The sequence below is a fragment of the Pontibacter aquaedesilientis genome (assembly GCF_014773225.1).
GTDB classification, from domain to species: Bacteria; Bacteroidota; Bacteroidia; order Cytophagales; family Hymenobacteraceae; genus Pontibacter; species Pontibacter aquaedesilientis.
Genome location: NZ_JACXAJ010000001.1, coordinates 118,006 through 134,723, shown reverse-complemented (window position 1 = coordinate 134,723; position 16,718 = coordinate 118,006). Strand labels below are relative to the sequence as shown.

Sequence of the window (16,718 nt, the reverse complement as noted above, 5' to 3'; positions counted from 1 at the left end):
CGGAAATTTATGCCCCGACTATGTGTTTATACTTTGTAAAATAACGAGAAAACTTCAGGATTAGCTAATTCTATCCCTCACAGCCCCTGCACCAGCCAATACCAAAAAGCCAGCGTGATAAACGAAAGCGGGATACCGAAGCCTACCATCATGGAGGCCAGCCGGGGCTTAAGTCCGTAGGATATTGCTACTATGGAAGCCGTAATCATAGGCGCCATACCTGCCTCGAGGATGCTTACCTGCACCACCGGACCGTGCATACCCAGCACCACGGCATAGAGCACAAAAATCAGCAAAGGAGCCAGTATCAGCTGAAAGGCCAGGCCCAAGGCCAAAAATCGCCAATGCTTGCTCCGGCGCTCGATGCGCAACTGCATGCCCACACTCACCAGCGCCAGTGGCGTTACGGTGCTGCCCAGTCGGCTAAACACATCTTTCCAATCATCCGAAAAGTGCAGATTGGCCACGTTCATGGCAAAGGCGATCACGAAAACCAGGAAAGGCGGAAAAGTCAATATCTTGAGGCCGATGGACTTAAAATCCGGTTGGCCTTTGGAAAAATAAGCCGCCAAGGCTATCCCCAGCGTAGAAACCACCACAAAGGTACCAGGCAGGTCCACCAAAATCGCCGTCTGCAAACCCTGCTTGCCATACAGTGCCTCGATGATCGGGAAGCCCACGAAAGAGGTATTGCCCAAACCAGCTGTGAGAATAAGGCAGCCCACCAGTTTTTTGGACCAGCCATAGATTCGCCCCAAGGTATAGAAAAAGGCTGCTGCCGCCCCAAAACAGATCCAGGCCACGCCGACTGGCAGCAACACCGTGCTATCCAACTCCACTTCAGGTATAGCGTAGAGCGCCAGAGCCGGAAGCGAAATATGGATGATGAACTGGTTGAGAACAATCGGCGAGGTACTCGGGAAGGCAGGCACCCGGCGCAGCAGCACCCCCACGATCAGGCAAAGAAACAGCAAGATGATACTACTCATGCAGGGCGCAGAAAATTTGAACTTGCAAAGCTAGGTATACGGCGGATAAGTTAAAGCATAGGATCGTCGGAAAGTTGTTTCTCCGCCCTGAAAATCTCCGCGATCATACACCGGATACTGCCGCCGCCAATCTTTTCGATCATGTGAATCGGCAGGTAGAGCAGGTGCTCATTATGAGCCCTCAGCCGGTTCAATTGCTTCTCATTCAAACTCGCGTACGCCGCTTTCGACATAACCAATATGCGCTCACCTTTCTTATTCTCAATCTGGAGCATGTTACCGGCGAAGTGCTGGTGCGTTTGCGCCTTGCTGATCTCGATGATCTCTTTGCCGCTTCCAGTCAGGCTGGTATAAAGTCTATCCCGATCCTGCTCCTCCACCACGTCCATACCTACCACCGCAAAGGTATCGCCGATGCACATCATCACATTGGTATGGTAGATTAGCTCCCCGGTCGGACCGTAGGCCTCAAACGTAACCGCTTCGTAGCCCAGCTGGCCGCAGAAGTGTAGCAGTGGCTCGATAGCCGTGCGGGGCGAGGTGGCTGCATAGACGATCTTGTTTACCCGGTCAAGCACCAGGCTGCCAGTTCCTTCCAGGTATACGGGCGTCTCCCGGTCTTCATAAAACTCCAGCGCCACATGTTCGCCGCAATGGCAGGTTTCTTTGAGGTGCCGGATGATATCCGCCCGGCGCTCTCCCCTCCTGCTGGCCGGGGCCATTGGGTAGGTCACCAGTTTGCCTTCCGGGTGCGTCGAGAACCAGTTGTTGGGAAAGATGGAGTCGGGTGTGGCCGAGTTCTCGAGGTCCCGGAAAGTAATCACCTCCACACCAAGTTTCCGGAGTTCCTCCACCGCATTGCGAAACTCCAGCAAAGCGATATCCTGCACCTGCCCTTGCGTAAAATCGCTTAGGTGTTGCTGAAACGCATTGGTCTCGGCTGCGTCGGGGTTGAAGCCAAAGTTGGTCGGCTCGATCATGAGGATAGTGGAGGTAGTTTGCTTCATGGCGTTCTGAGCTAGTGGAATATTTTGTTCGAAGTAAATAAAAAAACCGGCTATACCCAATTCAAGGTATAGCCGGTTTTACCATCAACGATTAACGAACAACGAAATTATATCGCCTTGGCTTTGTTCCTGAGCCAGTTTAGTTCCTCCTCGTTCAGATACGGGCCGAGCTTGTCCACCACCAGTTGGTTGTAGTCATTCAGCCATTTGATCTGGCGCTCATCCAGCAGCTCTTTCTTCACCGGAGCGGTGTCAATCAGGGCTAGCGTGAGATGCTCGAAGGTATAGAACTCACCGAAGTCATTGCTTTCATCGGGCACAGTCAGCACGAGGTTTTCGATGCGGATACCGTACTGCTCCGGACGGTACAGACCTGGCTCTACCGAGGTAATCATACCCAGCTCTATGTCAACCGGCGTTGGCGACGGATTGAACACATGCGGCCCCTCATGCACATTCAGGAAAAACCCGACACCATGACCCGTGCCGTGGCCGTAGTTGCGGGCGTGGTCCCAGAGCGGCTTGCGGGTGATGGCGTCGATCTGGTAGCCACGTGTGCCTTTCGGGAAGCGGGCCGTGGCACCGTCGATCATTCCTTTGAGCACCAGGGTATAGTCTGTTTTTTCTTCCTCGGTCAGGTTGCCCAGCGATACCACGCGGGTAATGTCGGTGGTCCCTGTATTATACTGACCGCCGGAGTCAAGCAGGAACAAGCCATCGGCTTTAAGCTCCACATCGCTTTCCGGCGTGGCTTTGTAGTGTGGCAGGGCTCCGTGGGCTTTGTAACCGGCAATGGTGTCGAAGCTCTCGCCTACGAAGCCCTCCTGCTCTGCCCGAAAATCGAGTACCTTATCGGCAACCGAGAGCTCAGTGATTTTCGTTTTGCCCAGATTTTCCTCCAGCCATTTGAAGAAACGCGTTAAAGCTACACCGTCTTTCACCATGGTTTTGCGGGTGTTCTCTACTTCTACCTCGTTTTTGATGGCTTTAAAATAAGTCGTCGGGTTGGTGTCCTGAATCACGCGCACCTCTTTGGGTAATTGTTTATACAGGGCGTAGCAGTTGCGTTTCGGATCGATCAGTATAGAGGCGTGAACCGGCAACTCCGTCAATACCTGTTCGATTACCTCATATTCTTTCAGCTTCACATCGGCCCGGAACAATTCCTGCTTGTCGTAATCGCTGAGTTTATCGGCATCAATAAATAACATGGCCACTTCCTGGCTGATGAGCGCGAAGCTCAGCACCACGGGGTTGCACTTCACATCGGAGCCGCGCAGGTTAAAGAGCCAGGCCAGGTCGTCGAGCGACGAGATCAGGTGATAGTCGGCTCTGTGCTTTTTGAGCGCGGCACGCAGATCGGCCAGCTTCTCAGTGGTGACTTTGCCGGTCGTATCCTCTCCTACCAGAAAAGCGGGTTCTTTGGGTAGATCAGGTCTGTCCTGCCAGATCGGATCGAGGAAGTCGCGGTCGGTGGCCAGCTGTATACCTAGCGGTGAAAATTGTTGCTCCAGCAGTTGGGCCAGCCCCACCGAGATCAGCTTGGCGTCGAAGGCCACCACATCGCCCTGCTGCAATCGGTCCGACAGCCAACCAATGTATTCCGGCGCATGTTGCGTCTGCAGTTTCACCAGTTCGAAGCCGCTACCTGCCAGTTGTTCTTTGGCCTGCACAAAGTAGCGGGCATCGGTCCAGAGGCCGGCAAAGTCCTGCGTAATGACCAGCGTACCCGCCGAGCCGGTAAAGCCCGAGGCAAAGTAAATGCATTTGTAGCGGTCCGGCAGGTATTCGCTGATGTGCGGGTCAGCCGAGGGGATGATGTAGGCGCTCACGCCCTGTTCTTTCATCTGCTGGCGAATAGCTGCTAATCGTTCTGTATAGTTCATGCGGTTTTTTGCTTGTTGAAAGAGGCAAATTAAGGAAAGATGGGGTAAAATGCGTATGTTTTCTCTTATTTAGCTGAGAAGGCGTGTTGTTAAAAAGCGAATAAAATGCGTAGTAGCCATCTTAAAAATAGGATAAGGTGAAGGAAAATACCCACAGACGGCAGAAAGCTCAGGCGCTATAGGAAAAGATGGAAAGTATAGCGCTTTTTTTCCTGGCTCTTCAACTTCAGGAGGACATTAGTCAGGCACGAGTACAAAGCCGAGAGTTACCCGGCCTTCGTTCTGCTGGACTGCATGAAAATCATCATCAGGTATTTTTGAGATAGCTTTTAATATTCATCTTTAACCGGACTGCTAGATTTTTATAAATTCTGTTTAGCATCTTATTTAATCTTCAAAAAAATAGTCAAATTTGTAATCCTAATTTTTTATACTATCCCGTGTTTAATATCTTTTCAGGATCAAGCTCCCGAAATTTGAAGATCAAGATTTTAATAAGTCTTGGCCTGACGCTTGTGCTCGTTCTCCCTATACAACTCTATTCTCTTGAGTTAAGCAAAGATTTGCAGCAAACCCAAGACCTAGTGGCCCACACACACGAAGTCATGCTCCAGCTCGAAGACATTAACACCAAGCTTACCGTTTTGGAAAGCAATACACGGGGCTATGTCATTAGCAGAAACGACTCTTTTATCGCCAACTACGACGAACTGAGGCAAAGCATCAGGGCAGCCATAGCCAGTGTTCGGCAGCTGACTTCCGATAATCCCTTGCAGCAGCAAAGGATTTCTCAGATCATGCCATACATCGAAAAGAAGATAGCATTTACTGAAGCCACCGTATCGCATACTGCATCAGAAGGGATTGAATTGGTGAGCTCGGGAGATGGAAAACGGCTGATGGATACGATACGGGAGCAGCTGATCTCCATTAAAGAAACAGAAACTAGCCTGCTGCAACACCGGATGGCGGCAAGCAAAGAGCTATCTGATTATGTCTTTATGATCAACGTGATCATCACGCTGCTGATCGTACTGGTCATACTGGGTGCGGTGATGTTTATTTTCATGGACATCGACAAACGCGAGAGACTGGAAACGGAGGTACGGGAAAATGAATCCAGGTTAAAGCAGTTTTTTGAGGCGCTTCCGATGGGCATTACCGTCCGCGATGCCGCTGGTGACCTGTTTTTCACGAACAAGCAAGGCCGTGAAACCTTGCACAACATCTTCCCGGAAAGCTCTATACACAACCTCCAGTTACTGGTAAAAGACCAGAAGGTGCTGAAGGCAGGCACCGACGAAATTTATCCATTGGAGGAAATGCCCGTCATTCAAGCACTTTCGGGCCATAGCTCCTCCGTGGATAATATTGAGATTCGCAACCGAGACAAAAGCATTCTTCTTTCTGAAACAGCAAGCCCTGTCTACAATAGCAAACAGGAGATCGTGTATGCTATCGCAGCGTTTGATGATATCACGAACCGCAAGAGAGAAGAATTTGAATTAAAGCAGGCTAAACAGGCAGCAGAAGACTCCTCATTGGCAAAAGAGCGCTTTCTGGCCAATATGAGCCACGAGATCCGAACCCCCATGAATGCCATCCTGGGCTTTACAAACCTCCTTCACCGCTCCCCTCTCATTGCAGAACAGTTGCAGTTCGTAGACGCCATTCGTTCTTCGGGAGAAAATCTGCTTACCATCATCAACGACATTTTGGACGTCTCTAAGATACAAGCTGGTATGATGCAGTTGGAGACGATCCCGTTCGGTTTAAAACCACTTTTTGAGTCGCTGCAGGTGCTGCTTCGGAACAGTGCCCAGGAGAAAGGCTTGAAATTAACGATCGAGTGCCAGGACAATGTACCGTGGCTACTGATCGGAGATCCTGTCAGGCTTACCCAGATCATGTACAACCTGGTACAGAATGCCATCAAATTTACGGCAAAGGGTGAAATTGCTGTGAATGCGCGGGTCCAAAAACAGGAGCAGGACCAGTGTTGGATCGAAATAGCTGTTTCAGATACAGGCATTGGCATATCGCAGGACAAACTCGACAGTATTTTTGAACGCTTTAGCCAAGCCACCACGGCTACTACCCGCGAGTTTGGCGGTACAGGACTTGGCTTATCTATCGTAAAAAGCCTGGTGGAATTGCAGGGTGGGAAAATCAGTATAGCCTCTACCTTAGGGAAAGGCTCTGTGTTTTCTGTTTTGATTCCATATAAAAATGCTTCTGAGGAAGATATAAGCCTTTACAGCGAAAAATCTAACTTGGAGGAAGGCGTTATTCAACGACACCTGCATGTACTGGTGACCGAGGACAATGTGCTGAACCAAAAACTGGCCATTCGGGTTTTGAGCGATATGGGCTTTTCAGTGGAGGTTGCCTCAAACGGCAGCGAAGCAGTTCAATTGCTTCAGGCTGGCCAGCGTTTCGACATTATTCTGATGGACATACAGATGCCGGTGATGGACGGGTATGAAGCAACCAGAGTCATTCGGGAGGAGCTAAAGATCGACATTCCGATTATGGCCATGACTGCACACGCTATGAGTGGTGAGAAGGAAAGGTGTATTGCCTACGGTATGAATGACTATTTATCGAAACCATTCAAGGCCCGCGAACTGCAAAGCAAGATATACCTGCTGCTTGGCACAGATGCTCTTTCACCAGAAGCAGAGTTTAGTACAGCAGCAGCCACACCAACCGTTTACGACCTCTCATACCTCAGCAATATGGCGGGTGGAAACATTGGTTTCATGAAAGAAATGGTTGGCCTGTTTTTAACACATACCCCGTTGGAGTTGAAAAAACTGGAGCAGGCCGTCATGCAGGCACAGCTAACACAAGTCTCGGAAGTAGCACATAAATTGAAATCTTCGGTTGCGATGATGGGCATTGAGCGGATGGTGTACTTGCTAAAGGAACTCGAAAGTCAAGCACATGATGCTGCTAACCCGCACATTATGAAGACACTCCACGAAGAGATTGCCAAAATTGGAGAAACAGCCCTGCATGAGCTGGGAAAATGGGTAAAGACACAGGAGATAACTGTATCATCTTAGCCTTTTAGTCGGACTGTTAAAAAAATATCCAACAATATACACCTTGTTTAGTTATACGCTATAAGCTACAGAACTTACACATTATGATTTTGATAGTAGAGGATGATGAAATGATGCTGAGGGCGCTGGAATTCAGGCTAAAAAAGGATGGCCATGAAGTAACAGTTGCTAGAAACGGCAAAGAAGCAATGGAGTATCTAAAAGTCTCTTCGTTTAAACTGGTTATCACGGACCTGATGCTGCCCTTCGTTATGGGCATGGAGCTTATTTCTTATATCAAGGCCAATCATCCCCAGGTTTCAGTAATCGTACTCTCGGGTGCCGACGATGAGTCGACCGTGATAGAAGCCTTTAAACTGGGGGCCGACGATTTCATCACCAAACCCTTTAGCCCAGGTGAACTATCGCTGCGGGTAAGAAGATTTTTAGTGCGCCAGCCCTACATTGGATGAGACACATGCAGCGACTCAAATGGCTTGCTGCTCTGGTGCTGATATTGACTGCAGGCTCAGTAAGCGCTCAATCCACTATAGACTCAGATTCTCTTCTGCAACAGGCACAGGTGGCAGCGAGGCAAGGCAACTACAGCACCAGTCGCAAATTGGCCCGACAGGTGTTGCGCGTGGCACCTGCCTATACTGATGCGGCTATTCTGATTGGCAATACCTATACCTGGGAGCAAAAGTACGACTCTGCCAACTTTGTACTTCAGCCGCTTTTAAGCGCATCCACACCGACTGCCGACCTATACCTGGCGCTCATCCGGCTAGGTCTCCGCTCCAAAACCAGCCCTGAGCTTATACTGCATTATGCTGATCAGGGCCTGGTGATTGCGCCGCAATCGCAGGAACTGCTGGAGTATAAAATCCAGGCGCTGATTCAACAAAAGAAATACCTGGAAGCGGAAAAGGTGTTGGAGTCACTGCCTCAGCAAAACTCGTTTTACCAGCGCACCAAGACACAGCTACATGACCTGGCCAGTATCAACAGCCTGCATACGGAATACCAATACGCTACTTTCAGTACAGCTATCCCAAGCTGGCACCTGGCCTCTTTGGAGTATACCCGTTTGCTGGCACCCGGAAGCATAGGCGCCCGAGTGAACTACGCCAACCGCTTTGAGCAGCAGGCATTGCAAGGAGAGGTGGATTTTTGGCCGAGACTGGATGAAAAGACATACCTGTACCTCAATGCTGGCTTTTCTGACAGCAAGCTATTCCCAGACTACCGTGCTGGGCTTGAAGCATACCGAAAGCTGCCTCATAACCTGGAAGCATCTTTGGGAGTCCGCGCACTGATTTACTCTCAGGAGACTGTCTGGCTTTATACAGGTCATATCGGCAAGTACTGGGGAAAATACTGGGCAGGTATGAGGCCTTTCATTCAGCCGCAACAGGGTCAAGTACAGGCAACAGGTATACTGCAACTGAGAAGATTCCTGAAAGATGAGAACCAGCATTTGACCCTGACGCTATCTAAAGGAAGCACGCCCGATATGCAGGTCGGTCTTCAGGAAATCAACAGACAGGATGCCAATAAAATAGGCATAAGGAGCCAGTTCAGACTGGGAGCCAGTTTTTTTTGGGGAGCGGTGCTACAATTTGAGTATGAGGAGGTGAGTAAGGAAAGCTCTCGCAACCGCTACACCACTGGTTTGTCATTACAATATAAATTCAGGTGATGGAGCAGAATATACTTGACCTATTTCCTGCCGCCAGCACAGATCTGATCCGTTTCAACCTATACCTGTCAATCGGTTTCGTTGGCGTTACACTAGGAATCTTTTCTATCATACTTTTCAGCAGATGGCGTGACGGCGTACGCTATGCACGCCGCAGGAAAGTTGAGCAGGATATCCAAGGCTTTCTCACCTCCTACCTTTTCGATGATCAAACGGACAAGGAAGCCATTTTGGTTTTTACGGAGCAATTCACCCAAAAGCGCGTACAGCGCCATATCGTGCTCGAGAACCTTGTCTCGTTGCATAAAAATCTGATTGGAGAGTCAGCCGACAAACTCCGGAACCTGTACTGTCAGTCCGGACTGGAAAGTTATTCCAGGCAAAAGCTATACGCTAGTTCCTGGCACGAAATCGCACAGGGAATTAACGAACTGGCCAACATGGGTGTCAGGAAGTACAGCGAACTGATTCGTGCTTTCATCAACCACCCTCATCCCACTCTTCGCTCGGAAGCGCAGGTGGCGTTGCTGAAGCTGGAGACAAACGCTCCTTTCTCTTTTCTGGACGACCTAAGAGAGCCACTGTTGGATTGGCAACAGTTGCAATTGGCTCGCGCCACTTCTAAGTCAAAGTTCTTATCTATCCCGAACTTTGAGCGGTGGCTAGGCAAATCAGAAGAAAGCATTGTCATTTTCTGCCTCCGAATGATCGCTTCTTACGGACAGCACAGTGCTGCTGACGGCATTCTTAGTCTGCTGCAGCATCCGGCAGCCAAGATACGTGAAGAGGCGATTATCACACTGCGGCAACTGAATACCCACGAAGCTGTGCCGAGCCTGATCAATATGTTTACAAACGAAAGCACAGACATCCAGCTGGAGATTCTTAAGGCGGTTCCCGCAATCGGTGACCAACAGAGCATCCCATTCTTTGAGCAGGTGTTGGGTTTTGAGAACAGACGCCTGCAACTGGCAGCGGCAAGGGCCTTGTGCCAAAGCGGCCAGGAGGGTCAAAATAAAGTATTGGCCATTAAAAACGATCCAGAACACGCGTTGCAGCAATTGGCGGCAACCGCACTAAGCTACAAAGCATGATAACAGAATCAATGGGCCAGTTTATCAGCTACACGGCTGTTTTCTTCAACCACCTGATACTCGTTTATGCAATCGGCATCAGTGCCAGTTATGTTTTGCTGGCGGCTATGTCGGCCAGGGCCATGAAGCAGTATAAAGCACGCAATAGCTTTGTCGACTACCGTACCATACTCGCTTCGAAGTTTTCGCCTTCTGTTTCGCTCATAGCCCCCGCTTACAACGAGTCGATGACCATTGTGGACAATGTGCGTTCGCTGCTGGCGCTTCACTACAATAGCTATGAAGTAATCATCGTGAACGACGGCAGCAAAGACAACACGCTTGCACTGCTGATTGAGGCGTACGAACTGGAGAAAATAGACCTCCTGCCTGACAACCAGATCAAAACCAAGCCTGTGCGCGGTATTTACAAAGCCAAGAACCCAGCCTATCATAAGCTGGTAGTGGTCGATAAAGAGAACGGTGGCAAGGCTGATGCCCTAAACGTGGGAATAAATGTGTCGGAAAACAAGCTGATCGCGTGCATTGACGTGGACTGCGTGCTGGAATCGGACTCGCTGTTGAAGCTGGTAAAGCCGTTTATGGAAGAAAAAACACCAGTAATTGCCACTGGAGGTGTTATCCGAATCGCCAATTCCTGCGTGATAGAAGACGGTCGCCTGGTAAAAGTAGACGTACCGGAAAAATTTATCCCGCGAGTGCAAGTGCTGGAGTACTTTAGGGCTTTCTTGATGGGGCGTATGGCCTGGGCACACGTCAACGGTCTGCTCCTGATTTCAGGTGCCTTTGGTATGTTTGACAAAGCAACCGTAGTAAAGGCTGGTGGTTACAACCATAACACGGTGGGCGAAGACATGGAGCTGCTGGTGCGCATGCGCCGTATGCTCTACGAAGAAAAGAAGCCTTGCAAGGTAGCCTTTATACCTGACCCGCTTTGCTGGACAGAAGCTCCCCAAACCTGGGACATTCTAAATAAACAACGCAACCGCTGGACCCGTGGCACTGCCGAAACGCTACTGCTCCACCGCAAGATGATTTTGAACAAACGCTATGGTATACTTGGACTGGTTAGCTTGCCGATGTGGGTGCTCTTTGAGTGGCTTGCTCCGCTGATCGAGTTCTTCGGACTGCTTTTTTTCTGCATACTGGCCATACTGGGTTACGCCAACTGGCTCTACTTTTTCTCTTTCCTGGGGTTGGTATATTCCTTTGCCATTATGGTCTCGGTGTTTGCCATCTTGTTTGAAGAGCGGTCTTATCAGCAGTACAAACGACCGAAACACATGCTTAAATTGGTTTTCACTGCTCTACTGGAGCCCTTCGTATACCACCCGGTAACGGTATGGGCAGCTGTAAAAGGGAATTACGATTTACTAACTGGCAAGAAAAGCTGGGGCGAAATGACACGTGCCGGTTTTACTCAGAAGAAGAACTGAAACCAGTCTGTTAGCAAATACAAGCAAACCCAAGATAAAACACGGTCCTTACTCTTAATAGAAGGGCAAGGGCCGTGTTTCATAACTATCGTTGACCTCTTATCACGATCTCTACCCGTCTGTTCATGGCCCTGTTTTTTTCGGTGCTGTTATCCGTTTTCGGCTGGGTTTCACCAAAGCCACGGGTCGATATCCTTTCTGCGGCTATTCCACTGTTGGTCAGGTAGGCTTTTACAGCCTGTGCCCTGCGAATCGAAAGATTCATATTAGCCGCTTCTTCACCTACATTGTCGGTATGGCCCTGCACCTGCACCACTGCCTCCTGCTCGGCCATCAGGAAGGCCGACAGCGAATCGAGCATCGGGTAGGCAACGGCCAATATGTGGTGTTCGCCTGAGGAGAAGTTGACATCCTCCAGGGTGAGAGTCTTGCCAACCGAAAACGGCTCTCTCAGTATTTTGCCGCCGGTCTCCGCTATAGCCTGGTCAGTTGCTTCCGGTTCAGCCTCCGCCCGCGGCACAACACTGATGTTATCGTAACAGTAATAAGTGCCTTTCACCCTGCCGCCCTGCGGGTTTGCCTCCTCTTCCGGATTCATAGTTTCGAGGGCCTCCCTGTTTGCCCCGATAAAATTGCCGATAAGCAGGTAGCGCTCTCCACCGTTGGCTTTGTACACAGCACTTACTTTTGTCCATACCTCACGGGAACTGAGTGGATTTCCGGTATTCGGCCTGAGTGACAGATAGGGCAAGGCGAGCCCGGTAAGTGGGTGATCCTTGAGGCCGTATACCTGCCGGGTAGCAGGTATTGGCCTGGTTGTAAAGTGCACAGTCACTGCGCTGATGGGAGGTTCTATGGTAGAGGCCCTGATGGTATAGAGCGAGACCAGGTATTCTTTGTTCTTCTGCAGAGGACGGGTCAGCTCGGCCTGAGCCAATTCGCTGGCCCCAGAGCTGAACCACTGGCATAGGCATACCTCGCCAAAAGCGATGTTGGTTACCTGCCGTGATGGGGTTTCAGAGAGGTAGGCATTGAAGTAAGGCGGGTACATAACGACCTTATTAGCCACCGAGGCGATGTCGGGTGTACCGCTTATCCCTCTGAAGCCGACAATGCCTTTCTTCCTATCCTCCAGACTGGGGTTCCGGACCAGATTCTGCGCTACCCCTTGCACCAGGTATAAGCTGAAAAGAAGGTATAGCAGCGTGGCTTTCATGTCAGAGTTTACGGGGATGGCTGCGGGAAGGTATGAAGTGGAATCAGACTGAAATAACCGACAACCTGCTCAAGAAAGGCGCGTCACACAGGAAAGCGTAAAGCAGGCAGAGGTACGGGCTAAGCAGTCACCGCCTATAGACCTACTTTGCCAATGCGGGGCGCTTGCCAGAACCCTTCCATAAAGCTGGTGCAGGCAAAAGGCTGGAAAAGCTATACTTGCCTTGTTCAGATTTAGGAGCCTGATTGTCAGGTTTTGGCAGAACCTTTTGTAAAAAAATGCTATTTCCGAAACACCATCAATAGTATTAAATATATACGATTGACATCATTTGGCAATTATTGTATAACTTTTCAAATAATACCCTAAATTTTAATACGATTCTAACCTTCTGACTAGTTTTTTCGTAGCACCTGCATACAACCTATGTTATTAATCCCTATATTGGTTCTATCGTTAGTTTTTTTAAAGATGGAATACAACATAGTAGTAGCCCCAAACCTAGAGACACTGGCAACAGAAGTTGCCGTTTTATTTCCGCAAGGCTGGAAGCTGAAAGGCGGAATTATTGAACATACCGACGGCTTTTCGCAGCAACTTGTTCGTCAGACGGCAGACAAGTTTAAGAAACAGCGTCAGGCTCCTGTGGTTGCTACCAGGCAGCGCAGAACCAAATGGATCGAATAAACACCTTATACCCTGCCATAAAACCAAACAGACCACCTCTGTAGACTATCTGCCCAGTCTTCAGAGGTGGTTTGTTTTAGAGCGCCTCCCATCGTTTTTAACATCAGACAACCTGCCTTTCCTTCCCCCATGTTGCATCACTGGCTCAAGATTACCAGCACCTTTTTTAAAATTGTATTTTATCAATATTAAATACCATGCCGTCGATACCTAACCTAGCCTTACGCCATCTCACCCTGCCCAAGCCATTACAAATATAACATAGCCTTAAAACTGATAATCAGCAGATTAATCAACAAAACACAAGTAAACATGTATTAAAAATCTATAATATTTTGACAAACAAGAATCTTTTTTTGCCACTGGCAGTATATATGGCTGATACAATTTTTTGGGGTAATCACATGCCTTGAAAAGAGTAAACAGGTAAGCAATATCAATCAAAATAGCTACATCCTTAACAGTCAGTCTTTAAGACAAAGCATCCTTAAACAAAAAACATGAGAAGATTAGTATACTTCCTACTCCTACTGGTGAGTGCCTCTTCCTGCATAAGCAAGAAGGAACTGGTATACATGCAAAACAGCAATTTGAAAGAGACGGTACCAACCGCAATCCCTTCGAGCTACAAAGCCTATAAACTGCAAGCCAACGATGTGCTCTCCATCAAGGTGCAAAGCCTTGAGCCGGAGATCTCCAACATCTACAACATCATCCCCCCGTCCAGCGCCTTTGGCTTTGCCGACCCGGGCACCATGTTCCTCAGCGGCTATACCGTAGACGAGCAAGGTAACGTGAACCTGCCGAACGTAGGCAAGTTGAAGGTAGATGGCCTGACGGTTTCACAAACTCAGGACCTGATCCAGCGAAACGTGGACCGTTACATCACAAATGCAACAGTGGTTGTCAAGCTCATCAGCTTCCGGGTGAATGTGTTGGGAGAGGTGCAGCGCCCCGGCCAATACTTTATCTACAACGACCGCGCTACGGTACTCGAGGCACTGAGCATGGCCGGTGACCTGAGCAGAGGTGCCAACCGCGAAAACGTGAAACTGGTTCGCCAAACCCCAACCGGATCGGAGGTAGTGCTGATAGACCTGAAAGACCCGAACCTCGTACAGTCTCAATACTATTATGTGATGCCAAACGATGTGTTATACATAGAACCTAGCGAGGCCCTGGTGAAGAGAGACAACCTGGTTGGCCTAAACGTAGCGACACTTGCCTTATCTGTTGTATCAACCGCCGTGTTACTCCTAAATTATTTTAAGTAAGCCCAATGAAAAGAAAGAATACAGAACACGAAATAGATCTTAGAAGCTGGCTGTTTAAGTTCAGATCCAGATGGTATCTTTTCCTGGCATTTACATTGGTTTCACTGGCAGGGGCTTATGTGTTTGTTAAAAGCTCCACCCGCATATACGCTTTCAAATCCACGCTCCTACTCGGAGACCAGCATACAGGTTCCAAAAAAGCACAGGAACTGCTCAACCTGCTCGATGTGCAGAACAAAGGCATTAAGGTAGAGGATGAGATCGGTATCATCACTTCGACCGACATGGTCCGCACTACCCTCAAGCGACTGGACTTTTCAGTTTCCTACTTCAAAGTACCTAACCACTGGTTGAACACGGGTTTTGACCTGATCAAGGAGGAACAGTATGACAATGCTCCCTTTGTGGTGAAACTGGACACATCGTCGCTGCAACTGGTGGATGTGCCATTGGAGGTGCGTGTGCTCAACGACAAACAGTATGAACTGAAAGTAAAGGCTGACAATACCGTTCTTTATGACTTTAAGGAGCATTCTATCCAACAGCCGGTTTCCGACATAGAATACACCAAAGTGCTGGAGTTCGGCAAACCGTTTAAGGATAAATACCTGAGCCTGACGATTGAACGCGCCAACCCCGATGATAAAATAGACGCCAAGAAACATTACTTTGTCCTCAACAGCATGGAAAGCCAGGTAGGACAGTACTCCTCCAGTCTGCATGTAGCCCCAATTGAAAGGGATGCACGGGTATTGGAGCTCAGCACCAAAGGGGCCATACCAGCAAAGGAGATGCTTTTCCTGAATACCCTGATGGATACCTATGTGTCACGCGACCTGGAGGAGAAGAACCTCAATGGCCAAAAAACCCTGGAGTTCATCGATGGGCAGATTGCCAGCCTGACAGACTCGCTTCGCCAAAGCAAACAGGCGCTTTCTTCTTTCCGCTCTTCTAACAGAATTGCAAACCTGGATGTGCAGTCCAACATCAGCTATGAGAAACTTTCGCAGCTGGAGATGGAAAGATCCAAGCTCAGCACCGAGAAACAGTACTATGTAACTGTATTGGATCAGATAGAGGATAATCAGAGCTTTACGCAGGCGGTATCGCCGGCAGTGGCTGGCGTGCAGAACCCGAACCTGGCCAACCTGTTCAGCGAACTTTCCCGCCTGAACCAGCAGAAAGCCAAGTATAGCGTGAGTGCCACGCAGGATAACCCACAGATGCAGGTGATCGACAGCGAGATAAAAAGTACCCGAAACGCCATCGTTGCTAACATCAAAAACCTGATACGCTCTACCGATATTTCCATTAACAACATCAACTCCAGAATAGGGCAGCTAGAAAGCAGCATTGCCAAGGTGCCGGAGAACGAGCGCCGCATGATGGATTTGCAGAGCCAGGCTGACTTTGTGAGCAAAAAGTATGACTTCCTGCTGGAGAAGCGTGCAGAGGCGGCGATTGCCCTGGCCACCAACACCACCGACAAAAAGATTGTAGACAAGGCAGCGCAGTGGGGTACAGGACCTCAGAACGTGAAGCCCAACATGATCTTTATGCTTGCCATGATCATTGGCTTGATTATACCGGCGGCGCTCATCGTGCTGCTTGACAACGTGGACAACACCATACAGGGCAAGAACGACCTCAATAACGTGACCAACATTCCGTTTTTGGGCGTCATTGCCCATGGGTCTAAGACAGACAAACTGGCGGTGAAGAACAACCCCCGATCGGCCATTGCAGAGTCATTCCGTTCTATCCGCATCAACTTGCAGTACCTAATGTCCGACAAGCCATTCAAGGTAATAGGCGTAACCTCCTCTGTGTCAGGTGAAGGAAAAACATTCACGTCGGTTAACCTGAGCAGCGAACTGGCCATGTCCGGCAAACGTACCCTCTTGATCGAGTCGGATATGCGCAAGCCTACATTTGGCAAGTACTTCAACACGCACAATGCGGCGGGCCTCTCCTCCTACCTGGAGCAGGGAATGCCGCTGGAGGAAGTGATCCAGAAGACAGATATTGAGAACCTGGACATAATATCCTGCGGCCCTATACCTGAGAACGCGATCAAGCTGCTTGAGCAGAAAAAGATGAGCGATCTGATCGCCAAGTTGAGAGAACAATATGATTACATCGTGATCGATACGCCTCCGATCGGCTTTGTAGCCGAATACTTCATCCTGATGAAGCACATGGACACCAACTTGTATGTGGTGAAGCACAAGTACACCAGCAAAGACATGCTAACCCAGGTCAACGAGTTGTACGCGGCCAAGAAGCTCAAAAACATACACATGGTCATCAACGACCTGGATTACAACAACACGTACGAGTACGGGTATAAGAAAAAAGGCAGCTACTACTATGCGTAGCG

Annotated in this window: 12 protein-coding genes; 8 read left to right on the top strand and 4 right to left on the bottom strand. The window is 49.3% G+C overall.

What is annotated here, in order from left to right; genetic code table 11:
• Positions 1-77 precede the first annotated feature (77 nt).
• The 3 genes from H9Q13_RS00545 to H9Q13_RS00535 form a co-directional block, all read right to left on the bottom strand.
• Positions 78-989 carry an AEC family transporter gene (locus tag H9Q13_RS00545; protein ID WP_191181809.1) on the bottom strand — a complete coding sequence of 304 codons (912 nt, stop codon included), beginning with the start codon at positions 987-989 and terminating at the stop codon, positions 78-80.
• A gap of 50 nt (positions 990-1,039) precedes the next feature.
• Positions 1,040-1,996: a citrulline utilization hydrolase CtlX gene (ctlX, locus tag H9Q13_RS00540; RefSeq protein WP_191181808.1), complete on the bottom strand. Its 957-nt coding sequence runs from the start codon at positions 1,994-1,996 to the stop codon at positions 1,040-1,042.
• Between the two features lie 107 nt (positions 1,997-2,103).
• The gene (locus H9Q13_RS00535; RefSeq protein WP_191181807.1) at positions 2,104-3,882 is read right to left on the bottom strand and encodes an aminopeptidase P family protein; all 1,779 of its coding nucleotides are present in this window, start codon (positions 3,880-3,882) and stop codon (positions 2,104-2,106) included.
• A gap of 563 nt (positions 3,883-4,445) precedes the next feature.
• Between H9Q13_RS00535 and H9Q13_RS00530 the strand changes: the two genes are divergently transcribed.
• From H9Q13_RS00530 to H9Q13_RS00510, 5 genes are all read left to right on the top strand, one after another.
• A complete protein-coding gene (locus tag H9Q13_RS00530) occupies positions 4,446-6,950 on the top strand; it encodes a hybrid sensor histidine kinase/response regulator (protein ID WP_224743983.1) in 2,505 nt (834 codons plus the stop codon).
• Between the two features lie 83 nt (positions 6,951-7,033).
• Positions 7,034-7,402 carry a response regulator transcription factor gene (locus H9Q13_RS00525; RefSeq protein WP_191181805.1) on the top strand — a complete coding sequence of 123 codons (369 nt, stop codon included), beginning with the start codon at positions 7,034-7,036 and terminating at the stop codon, positions 7,400-7,402.
• Between the two features lie 5 nt (positions 7,403-7,407).
• A complete protein-coding gene (locus H9Q13_RS00520) occupies positions 7,408-8,631 on the top strand; it encodes a YaiO family outer membrane beta-barrel protein (RefSeq protein WP_191181804.1) in 1,224 nt (407 codons plus the stop codon).
• The gene (locus H9Q13_RS00515) at positions 8,631-9,725 is read left to right on the top strand and encodes a HEAT repeat domain-containing protein (RefSeq protein WP_191181803.1); all 1,095 of its coding nucleotides are present in this window, start codon (positions 8,631-8,633) and stop codon (positions 9,723-9,725) included. The genes H9Q13_RS00520 and H9Q13_RS00515 overlap by 1 nt, the downstream gene beginning before the upstream one ends.
• Positions 9,722-11,161, top strand: a complete 1,440-nt coding sequence (locus H9Q13_RS00510; RefSeq protein ID WP_224743982.1) for a glycosyltransferase family 2 protein — start codon at positions 9,722-9,724, stop codon at positions 11,159-11,161. The genes H9Q13_RS00515 and H9Q13_RS00510 overlap by 4 nt, the downstream gene beginning before the upstream one ends.
• A gap of 85 nt (positions 11,162-11,246) precedes the next feature.
• Here H9Q13_RS00510 and H9Q13_RS00505 read toward each other — a convergent pair whose 3' ends face one another.
• Positions 11,247-12,377, bottom strand: coding sequence for an OmpA family protein (locus H9Q13_RS00505; RefSeq protein WP_191181802.1), 1,131 nt, complete (start codon positions 12,375-12,377; stop codon positions 11,247-11,249).
• Positions 12,378-12,848: 471 nt separating this feature from the next.
• On the opposite strand from H9Q13_RS00505, the gene H9Q13_RS00500 reads away from it, so the two are divergent.
• From H9Q13_RS00500 to H9Q13_RS00490, 3 genes are all read left to right on the top strand, one after another.
• Positions 12,849-13,064, top strand: coding sequence for a hypothetical protein (locus tag H9Q13_RS00500; protein WP_191181801.1), 216 nt, complete (start codon positions 12,849-12,851; stop codon positions 13,062-13,064).
• Positions 13,065-13,564: 500 nt separating this feature from the next.
• Positions 13,565-14,338 carry a polysaccharide biosynthesis/export family protein gene (locus tag H9Q13_RS00495; RefSeq protein WP_191181800.1) on the top strand — a complete coding sequence of 258 codons (774 nt, stop codon included), beginning with the start codon at positions 13,565-13,567 and terminating at the stop codon, positions 14,336-14,338.
• A gap of 5 nt (positions 14,339-14,343) precedes the next feature.
• On the top strand, positions 14,344-16,716 hold the full coding sequence (locus H9Q13_RS00490; protein ID WP_191181799.1) for a GumC family protein: 2,373 nt from the start codon (positions 14,344-14,346) through the stop codon (positions 16,714-16,716).
• Positions 16,717-16,718 lie beyond the last annotated feature (2 nt).

What these genes read in the sequence shown, in the direction of transcription:
- H9Q13_RS00545 (WP_191181809.1), bottom strand. Translation starts at nt 989, where the DNA reads ATGAGTAGTATCATCTTGCTGTTTCTTTGCCTGATCGTGGGGGTGCTG.
- ctlX (WP_191181808.1), bottom strand. Translation starts at nt 1,996, where the DNA reads ATGAAGCAAACTACCTCCACTATCCTCATGATCGAGCCGACCAACTTT.
- H9Q13_RS00535 (WP_191181807.1), bottom strand. Translation starts at nt 3,882, where the DNA reads ATGAACTATACAGAACGATTAGCAGCTATTCGCCAGCAGATGAAAGAA.
- H9Q13_RS00525 (WP_191181805.1), top strand. Translation starts at nt 7,034, where the DNA reads ATGATTTTGATAGTAGAGGATGATGAAATGATGCTGAGGGCGCTGGAA.
- H9Q13_RS00520 (WP_191181804.1), top strand. Translation starts at nt 7,408, where the DNA reads ATGCAGCGACTCAAATGGCTTGCTGCTCTGGTGCTGATATTGACTGCA.
- H9Q13_RS00515 (WP_191181803.1), top strand. Translation starts at nt 8,631, where the DNA reads ATGGAGCAGAATATACTTGACCTATTTCCTGCCGCCAGCACAGATCTG.
- H9Q13_RS00510 (WP_224743982.1), top strand. Translation starts at nt 9,722, where the DNA reads ATGATAACAGAATCAATGGGCCAGTTTATCAGCTACACGGCTGTTTTC.
- H9Q13_RS00505 (WP_191181802.1), bottom strand. Translation starts at nt 12,377, where the DNA reads ATGAAAGCCACGCTGCTATACCTTCTTTTCAGCTTATACCTGGTGCAA.
- H9Q13_RS00500 (WP_191181801.1), top strand. Translation starts at nt 12,849, where the DNA reads ATGGAATACAACATAGTAGTAGCCCCAAACCTAGAGACACTGGCAACA.
- H9Q13_RS00495 (WP_191181800.1), top strand. Translation starts at nt 13,565, where the DNA reads ATGAGAAGATTAGTATACTTCCTACTCCTACTGGTGAGTGCCTCTTCC.
- H9Q13_RS00490 (WP_191181799.1), top strand. Translation starts at nt 14,344, where the DNA reads ATGAAAAGAAAGAATACAGAACACGAAATAGATCTTAGAAGCTGGCTG.